Annotated in this window: 1 protein-coding gene; it reads left to right on the plus strand. The window is 34.4% G+C overall.

Annotated features, from left to right (window positions below; all coding sequences use genetic code 11):
- Positions 1 to 950 precede the first annotated feature (950 nt).
- Positions 951 to 3581 (plus strand): carboxypeptidase-like regulatory domain-containing protein, encoded by a 2631-nt coding sequence (locus H8B04_RS16730; RefSeq protein ID WP_190303054.1) that lies wholly within the window; start codon positions 951 to 953, stop codon positions 3579 to 3581.
- The last annotated feature ends 233 nt before the right edge of the window (positions 3582 to 3814 follow it).

Raw genomic sequence — 3814 nt, forward strand, 5'->3', positions numbered from 1 at the left:
TAATTCGATTGATTACATCATTAACAATCCGAACAGGATGTGACTTAGATACCAATTCATCCAGGCTTGGAGGAATTGCCATGATCTGGTCTTGAAAATAAGGTTTAAAGATAGGTACTCTTTTGGCTATAAAAACACGTTGATTATACTATAAATATATGAAAATCAATCGATTAAACCAAATTATGAGGCGTTGAAATCAAAAAAAAGAGACTGTCCATTTTGAGACAGCCTCTTTTTTATTCGTTTTTTAAATCTAATGTAATTTCGAAATTACTTTAGAGTAGACTTTAACAAGCGCAAAACCAGCTATTCCTAGCCCTAACATGCCCATTACAGCTACAGTTGGATCATCAAATAAGTGTATCATAATTCATCGGTTTCATTAATCCTAATATATAAATTTTGCAAATGAAATAAAGAAATTATTTTAATTTTTATTAAGTTTGTAGAAATGAGACTACTAGTTTATTTTGTGTGTTTAATGTTCACCTTTGTATCATTAGGTGGAAACATTTATTTGCACAAATGTAAAGATGCAACCTTGCTAAGTCTCTACGAAAAGGTCGACACAAAAAGTTGTCCTTTTTGCGAGAAGCATCATAAATCCGATCACGAAAAAGATGATCACTGCGAAGGTGAATGCTCAGATTCTATATTAAAGATTGACCAATTAACGGACAAGAACTTTAATGCCAATCAAATATTATTTACGCAAATTTCTCCAGCAATAATCCCTTTATTGTGGATTGTAAACATTATAACTCCTACTGCTGATATAAATCATCCGCAAAATATAGATTATTTATATTCTAGTACGGATTCTTCACCACCTATATACATCCAAAACTGTATTTTTAGAATTTAGGATTTTCTATTATTTAATAGTTTTAATATCAACCATTCAGGTTGAGCTTATAATTTTATTGACTTAATAATAGAAAACACATATGAAACTTTATATAAAGTTGATTTTTATCGCACTTTTTACAGTGCTAACTACCAACATATTTGCCCAAACCGATAGTACAGCTACTTTTGAAGTTTCTGGAAATTGTGGAATGTGTAAATCTAGAATTGAAAAAGCCGCTAAACTTACTGGTGTCGAGAGTGCCATATGGAACATCGAAGACCATAAAATTACTGTAAAATATAATTTTAGTAAAGTAAAGCTAGCTTCTATTCAACAAGCTATTGCGCAAGCAGGCCATGATACACCTTTATTCCAGGCTCCGGATGAGGTATATAATAAATTACATGAATGTTGTGAATATGAACGCATGGGAGAAAATCACACCACGCACGAACATGATGGTGACGATGATCATGACCACGATCACGATGCTCATGCCAAAGAGAACGGGACTGATAACCATGAAGAGGATCATAACCATGAACATATTATAACTGGTGTAGTAGTAAATGAGGACAATAAAGCATCATTGACCCCTATCTCTAATGTGAACGTAAAATGGTTAGAAGGACCAAAAGCACAGGTTACCTCTAATGAAAATGGGGTATTCAAAATCAAACACGATAAAGGGAATAAACACCTTGTATTTTCTTATGCTGGAATGCAGCCTGATACGATTGAAGTAAAAAATTTGCATGAAGTTTTAGTGGTTCATGCTCAAAATAATGTGCTCTCAGAAGTAGTCGTATCTCGTCGCAAAAAATCAAGTTATATTAATGCTCTTTCGGCTAATAGAGCCGAAATTCTTACAGCTCAAGAATTATTCAAAGCAGCGTGTTGTGATTTAAGTGAAAGTTTCGAGACAACAGTTTCTGTTGACGTTGTAAGCAATGATGCTGTAACTGGAAGTAAACAAATTCAATTGTTAGGTTTGAGTGGGATTTATACGCAATTGACAGTGGAAAATCTTCCTGGTCCTCGTGGATTTGCTACTCCGCTGGGCTTAAACAGTATTGCAGGAACTTGGATAGAATCCATTGATATCAGTAAAGGTATTGGTTCCGTGGTGAATGGATATGAAAATATGGCTGGTCAAATCAATGTGGAATTGAAAAAACCGCATAATTCTGAGAGACTATTTTTCAATGCTTATGCTAATAATATGGGTCGAACCGATGTTAATTTAAATTTAGCGCAAAAAATTAATGATCACTGGTCAGTAGGACTATTATTGCATGATAATTTCATGTACAATAAAAACATGAATTTCAGTGATAATGGCTTCCGAGATATTCCCGTTGGAAATTTGTTCTCTGGTATTAATAGATGGCATTATGAAAATGGAAAAGGTACTATAGCTCAATTCGGCATAAAATATCTAAAAGATGACCGTACTGGTGGCCAAGTGAACTTCGATAAGAGTAGAGATAAAGGTAAAACTGACATCTATGGATTAGGATTTGACAATGAACGAATTGAAGGTTTTGCTAAAATTGGGTATGTTTTTCCGCAGAACAGATTAAGAAGCATTGGTTTACAATTATCCGCCTCCAATTACAAACAAGACAGCTATTTCGGCCTTCGTAATTACAATAGCGAACAAACTAATGGATACGCGAATTTGATATTTCAAGACATCATTGGCTCTGTAACTCATAAGTATAAGGTAGGAGCTTCAATGACTTATGATAAATACAAAGAGGATATCGAATCAAACAATTTTGATAGAATAGAAACTGTATCAGGATTATTTGCTGAATATACATTCAGTCCTTCTGAAAATTTTGATATGGTATTAGGATTACGCGAAGATTATAATTCGCTGTACGGCTGGTTTACCACACCGCGATTGGTGGCAAGATATAATCCTTTTACAGGTAATACTATTCGATTCAGTACAGGAAGAGGGCAACGTACCGCGAATATTTTTGCAGAAAATATGAGCATTTTGGCTTCGTCACGTACATTAGATTATGCTGCCTTAAAAAACAACCAAGATGCTTATGGGTTAAGACCTGAAGTATCGTGGAATACAGGAATTACCATTGATCAAAATTTCCAATTATTCGGACGTGAATCTGGAGTTTCCGTTGAATTATTTCATAATAACTTCCAAAATCAAGTCGTGATTGATTGGGAAAATCCTCGTACCGTTTCGATTTATAATTTGGATGGTAAGTCGTATTCAAATAGTTTGCAAGCTGAATTCCGATTCATGCCAGCTCCTCACTTTGAAGCCCGCATGGCCTACAGATTATTGGATGTGCAAACTGATTATAAGGATGGAAAATTACAAAAACCACTTACAGCCAAACACAGAGGTTTTGTAAATTTGGCCTACAACCTACATAGTGGTTGGAGTTTTGATTATACATTCAATACTGTTGGTCCGAAAAGATTGCCTTCTACATCAGCTAACCCTTCAGCATATCAGCTGGCAAATTATTCGAATGCATACATAACAATGAATGCACAAATCAGCAAAAGCTTTGGTGCAGATAAGAATTTCACCATTTATGTAGGCGGAGAGAACCTAACGAACAAATTTCAAAAAGATCCTATCTTAGCGTTTGATCAACCGTTCGGGCAATATTTTGACACGAACTTATTGTGGGGACCAATTACGGGTAGAATGTTCTATACAGGTATTCGTTATCACATCAAATAATAAAATAAAAGGAGGCTTAAGCCTAGTCATGGTCGGAAGATTTTTCTTCCGACTTTTTTGTGTTTTATATAGATGAGTATATTCACATAATCATCTGAATATCAGGTTGTTGTCTTGTTTTTATTGTTTTAATTTTGTATCTTTATCATTGATAATTATATAGGTATGTCAGTATTTAAAGATCACAAAATCTCCCTCAGCCAAGTTTTAGCTTTTATACCAGAAGCCCTTTT

The organism is Sphingobacterium litopenaei, from assembly GCF_014692495.1.
GTDB classification, from domain to species: domain Bacteria; phylum Bacteroidota; class Bacteroidia; order Sphingobacteriales; family Sphingobacteriaceae; genus Sphingobacterium; species Sphingobacterium litopenaei.

Coding starts and splice junctions, on each gene's coding strand:
- H8B04_RS16730 (WP_190303054.1), top strand. CDS start 951: ATGAAACTTTATATAAAGTTGATTTTTATCGCACTTTTTACAGTGCTA.